At 46.7% G+C, this 4625-nt stretch carries 7 protein-coding genes; 3 read left to right on the top strand and 4 right to left on the bottom strand.

Annotation, left to right across the window (positions count from 1 at the left end; translation table 11 throughout):
- Positions 1–246: 246 nt before the first annotated feature.
- The 3 genes from AAEY99_RS20985 to AAEY99_RS20975 are packed head-to-tail and all read left to right on the top strand — an operon-like array spanning position 247 to position 2298.
- A complete protein-coding gene (locus tag AAEY99_RS20985; RefSeq protein ID WP_182745418.1) occupies positions 247–1068 on the top strand; it encodes a MipA/OmpV family protein in 822 nt (273 codons plus the stop codon).
- Between the two features lie 32 nt (positions 1069–1100).
- The gene (locus tag AAEY99_RS20980; protein WP_351011909.1) at positions 1101–1751 is read left to right on the top strand and encodes a hypothetical protein; all 651 of its coding nucleotides are present in this window, start codon (positions 1101–1103) and stop codon (positions 1749–1751) included.
- The gene (locus tag AAEY99_RS20975; protein WP_351011907.1) at positions 1738–2298 is read left to right on the top strand and encodes a cytochrome b; all 561 of its coding nucleotides are present in this window, start codon (positions 1738–1740) and stop codon (positions 2296–2298) included. Before AAEY99_RS20980 ends, AAEY99_RS20975 begins: the two co-directional genes overlap by 14 nt.
- A 209-nt stretch (positions 2299–2507) precedes the next feature.
- On the opposite strand, the gene AAEY99_RS20970 is transcribed toward AAEY99_RS20975, so the two are convergent.
- The 4 genes from AAEY99_RS20970 to AAEY99_RS20955 all read right to left on the bottom strand — a co-directional run bounded on the left by AAEY99_RS20970 (position 2508) and on the right by AAEY99_RS20955 (position 4625).
- Positions 2508–2774, bottom strand: coding sequence for a hypothetical protein (locus tag AAEY99_RS20970; protein WP_351011905.1), 267 nt, complete (start codon positions 2772–2774; stop codon positions 2508–2510).
- A 28-nt stretch (positions 2775–2802) separates the two neighbouring features.
- Entirely contained in the window at positions 2803–3150 is a 348-nt protein-coding gene (locus AAEY99_RS20965; protein WP_351011903.1) for a hypothetical protein, read from the bottom strand.
- A 97-nt stretch (positions 3151–3247) separates the two neighbouring features.
- A complete protein-coding gene (locus AAEY99_RS20960) occupies positions 3248–4510 on the bottom strand; it encodes a sensor histidine kinase (RefSeq protein WP_182745428.1) in 1263 nt (420 codons plus the stop codon).
- Positions 4511–4517: 7 nt separating this feature from the next.
- Positions 4518–4625 (bottom strand): winged helix-turn-helix domain-containing protein, encoded by a 108-nt coding sequence (locus AAEY99_RS20955; protein WP_502959371.1) that lies wholly within the window; start codon positions 4623–4625, stop codon positions 4518–4520.

The raw sequence follows: 4625 nt of genomic DNA, 5'->3' as shown, positions 1-4625 counted from the left end.
CTCAAGATACTCTTTGATCATTGCTGCGAGACGTTCATCGTCGTCGATTAGCAAAATGTTGTCAGTCGTTTTGGTCACAGGCATGCCCATATTATGCCACATTTTTTAAAACTCTCTAGCTTTACATTACTTTACGTCGCAGAAAAATCAGAGCAATGCAGTCGTGTTTTTATGACTATAGACAAGTGGGGCAACTGCCAATACCGCGATGTGCGGCCACACAAACACTATTAAGTGAGAAAGATCATGATTGCAAAACGCATTACTTTACTAAGCCTTGGGGTACTCTTATTCAGCACACAGATTGCTTTCGCAGAAGAATCTAAGACCGAAGACCAGTGGAGTATTTCGACCACGCTTGGAGTCGTCAGCGCCCCTACCTATGTCGGGGATGACGAAAACCAACTGAACATTCTCCCCGATGTGCGCGTGACTTACGGGGATCGATTTTTTGCATCACTGTTAGGCGGTGTCGGCTATAACTTTGTGGCAACAGATAACTGGAAGGCTGGCGGGATTGTTAAATACGATTTTGGCCGCGATGAGGATGGTGATAATCCATTGCGTATATCTGGTGATGACGTAAATGATCTGCTGGGGCTGGGTGATATTGACGGTTCGGCTGAGGTTGGTGCATATATCGAATATGAAGCTAGTCGGATTCGATCAAAACTGGAAGTACGCCAAGGGCTGTCCGGCGGTCATGAGGGTTTGATTGCAGAAGCTGAGATCAAATTTACCGGACAATTCCAGATGTTCTCGAAACCCGCCTTTTTTGCGGTAGGGCCAGAAGTCGTTTATGGCGATAAAAACTACAATCAGACCTATTTTGGTATCACCACAGTGCAAGCCTCGCGCTCAGGACTTTCCACGTATCAAGCTGATGCGGGATTGGTTTCCTATGGACTGCATGGCTCGGTGGTCTTACCGCTCAATGATCGAATCACCCTGATTGGCTTTGCTGGCTACGACATGCTCGGCGATGAGGTTGCCGATTCTTCGCTAATTACACAGCGCGGTAGTGACGCTCAAGCCATAGGTGGCCTCATGTTCAGTTACCAGTTTTAACCAACCAATATTAACGAGAGAGGTGAACTGCCATGACTGCTGAAACCGTAACTTATACCAATGCATTGGGCGAGATAATCGCACCGTTTTTGCTCGCGGTACGCTCGACCGGCTTCTTTGAAGCCTATGTGTATCTACCACTGATGACGATACTCGCCATTTTCATTTTCAGGCGTACCTATCGTCTAATGATGGCCAATGGCACATTCGATTCGCCACTTCGTCAGCGATATCGCTACGTCATTTTGTCACTGTATTTCATGATGTGTTTTTTCTTCACCGGCGTTATCGCGGTAGCATTCAAGACCATGATTTTGGAAGAGATGGACTACACTGAGGCACATTGGTTTATCCCTTATGTGAGCTACTTGCACTTTTACATCGCCAGTGTGTCATTGGCCTATATCTATCTTATGCGCACCAATCGTTCGTCGCTTTTTTCGCGGGTATTGAGTTTGTACATACAAGTGGGTTTTCTTGGTGCATACCTAATCGGTATCGACCGCATTGTTAATGAACCGTGGGTGCTGCTCGATCCAGCGAGCGGTTTGAGTGGTTTCTACATGTTTGCGATATTCGGTGTGCTGCATTTTGATGTGGTCGTGCGGCTTCTCCAACCGTATGATAATGCGATCTTGGTGAGCGCCCCAACGATGATAGGCGGCGACAATGCTAAAAGGTGAACATACAGCGCGGGCAACGGCGTACACCTCGGTTGCTAAATGGCTGCACTGGATTGTGGCGGCTTTGGTGGTCGCCATGTTGTTTTACGGCTGGTCGCTAGATAATTACGAAGGTGAGGCATTGTCGGCGGCGCTTTCGTATCACGCGCTAGGGGGCTTTTTAGTCGCCTCGCTTTGCGGCCTTCGCTATCTATGGCGCACATCACACCCGCCGCCAGAGTTACCAGCGACATTATCACGGCCACAAGTGATCGCTGCGAAGGTCATCCATTCCACACTTTACATTTTGATGATCGTTGTACCTGTTACTGGCCTCATGACAGCGGTAGCCCATGACGTGCCGGTGGTCGTTCTTGGGGTGATCGATCTACAAGATACATTTTCCTTTTTTGGCCACGACAATTTTGACCTTAAACGTTTCATTCATGCCCAAGCGATGCACACCTTCGCAGGGCTGATTATTGGCCATATCGGCGCGGCATTGGTACATCAATTTTGGATTAAAGATGGCGTGCTTCGACGGATGTTATGGGAGAAAAAGCAATGATCGTTAGCGGCATCAAACGAGCTGGTATTGCAGTGGGGTTTTTTAATGGTGTAGGAAACATGATTTTTAATATAGTGTGATTTTTCCAACCTCTTAATTTCTCCTAAGAGGTTATTTTAATTGTATTGTCATTCGCCTGGGGAGCGAACCGGTAAGTGAAAATCACACTAACAGCGAATAAGATTAAAGCCCCAATTAAGGGGCTTTTTTTATATATCTAAATTGTGTGTTTCTAATGAGCTATCATCTAATCTCTTTATGTCATTGATAACTTTTTCTCTGAAATCTTCCCAGCTTCCTCCATCATCATTATCATGTTTTCGCATTATAGATATTTTTGCGTCATTATCGAATAAATCGCCGCCTACAGTATCGTTTAATTCATCCCATTTATTAACTTGGTTAGTATGCCTAGTTTCTCGCTCTACTACGTCATTTCTATAGTCAATATCAGCTTGCGTTTCTGAATTTTTCAAAAATAGGGGGTCATGGCCTCGCGCTTATTTAGGGGATTGTTTCTGCGTATCTTGCGACCTCTTCAACATCAAAGCCGCCGCCATTGTCTTTATGGAATTGCTCAATAGAGGCGCGTAAACCTTCTGGACTACTTTCGACAACATCACGCATATAAACATTTTTTACAATGTGCTTAAAGCGTTGTTCGTCTAGTTCCGCGCTGCTAAATTCTCTATTAGGCGTTACGCCAGTTTCAACACGTATTTTAGCGTCTTCATACTGGTCTGTAATATCGTTGAGCCAATCCCGAACAGGGGCGGTTATTTTGTTAAATAGCTTAGATAAAAAGCCTTGTTTTTCTTCTGGTTCAATATGTTCAATAACTGCGCTAGTCATTGTATTTCTTTCTCTTGTTATCCTTTATTTATAACAACCTAAACGGGTATTACACAAGAAAAATCTTGATAACGTAGTAACCATCGCAGATGGTCGATTACGTCCTTAGATCAAGCGGCAATCTAATCGTAACCGTTGATGACGAGCCAGAGGACAGGTCTATTGTGCCTCGGTGGGCATCAGTGATCTTCTGCACCAACGACAACCCCAGACCACTACCGGAGATATTCTGTTTGCCGCGGCCACGTTGAAAAGGCTCAAACATGCTTGCTTGATCTGCTTCTGGGATACCGTCGCCGCCATCGCTGACGATCAGATTTACATACTCAGTATTAACTTGAACGTCTACCGCAACAGGTGCGCCGCCGTACTTAAACGCGTTATCTACCAAGTTTCGGGTAAGGTGCTGGATCATTCGTGCATCCCCGAACATGCTCACAGGCGACCCCTGAACATCGCAATTTGAGTAACGAGCGCACTCTTCTGCGACGACACCCATTAAGTCGAACACCTCAAAATCCTGTTGTACGACACCGGCATCGATGCGGGTCATCAAAACTAGCTCGTCGATCAATACTCGTAGTTCTTCGACATCTTGTGCCAATGCTAATTGTCGGGGTTCATCTTCTACGGTTTTGATCATTTCAATACCAAGACGAATGCGTGTGAGAGGTGTGCGCAGTTCGTGAGATGCGTTGGCGAGTAGCAGCTTTTGAGCATTGACCAATGCTTCGATGCGTTCGGCGGTAGAGTTAAAGCTACCAGCAAGGGCGGCGACCTCGTCGCTGCCTTCTGGCTCGACACGAGCGCTGAGATCGCCGAAGCCTATTTGTCTGACAGCGAGTTGAAGCCGCTCTATTCTTCCCGTCAAATTTCGAATGAACGGGTACATGATTGCTGCGATACCAAGCGCGGAAATGATCAGAAATATCACAAACACGGCGGATTCACCGGGCAATGCGATCCGGTTAACGTTGATAACGAGCTGGCGGCCGTCTGTTAATTTAGTTGCCCACCGCGTGCCACCTTCTGTTTCTCGCCACGCGCCCTCGGCCAACGGTACGTCATCCAATGGCGTTACTGTACCGACTGACGCAATCAACAGCTTTTCGCTGCTGTAGAGGGATAGATCAATATCGAGGTAGTTGCCAATTTTATCGATGGCTGCTTGCTGCACATCGTCTGGTTCGGTGGCACTGGGCACAAGAAGTTCACTAAGGGCAGCGGTTTTGACAAATAGCTGCTCGTCATACTGATCTTGACCAATGATCGTCCAAGCAATCGTGGCGACCAGAGCGAATCCCAATAAGCTTGAAAAAACGATGAAGCAGATTTGTAGGTACAGACGGCTGTTAATCATAACTGCATCACACCTGCGACCGTGCAAACAAGTAGCCAACACCGCGCACAGTAATAACACGACGAGGCTGTTTAGGGTCGGTTTCAATCTCGGCGCGTAACCTAGATATATGCAC

It is taken from the genome of Shewanella sp. S1-58-MNA-CIBAN-0166, assembly GCF_040310085.1.
GTDB lineage: Bacteria > Pseudomonadota > Gammaproteobacteria > Enterobacterales > Shewanellaceae > Shewanella.
This window is presented reverse-complemented; position numbering and strand designations above follow the sequence as displayed.

What these genes read in the sequence shown, in the direction of transcription:
- AAEY99_RS20985 (WP_182745418.1), top strand. Translation starts at nt 247, where the DNA reads ATGATTGCAAAACGCATTACTTTACTAAGCCTTGGGGTACTCTTATTC.
- AAEY99_RS20980 (WP_351011909.1), top strand. Translation starts at nt 1,101, where the DNA reads ATGACTGCTGAAACCGTAACTTATACCAATGCATTGGGCGAGATAATC.
- AAEY99_RS20975 (WP_351011907.1), top strand. Translation starts at nt 1,738, where the DNA reads ATGCTAAAAGGTGAACATACAGCGCGGGCAACGGCGTACACCTCGGTT.
- AAEY99_RS20965 (WP_351011903.1), bottom strand. Translation starts at nt 3,150, where the DNA reads ATGACTAGCGCAGTTATTGAACATATTGAACCAGAAGAAAAACAAGGC.
- AAEY99_RS20960 (WP_182745428.1), bottom strand. Translation starts at nt 4,510, where the DNA reads ATGATTAACAGCCGTCTGTACCTACAAATCTGCTTCATCGTTTTTTCA.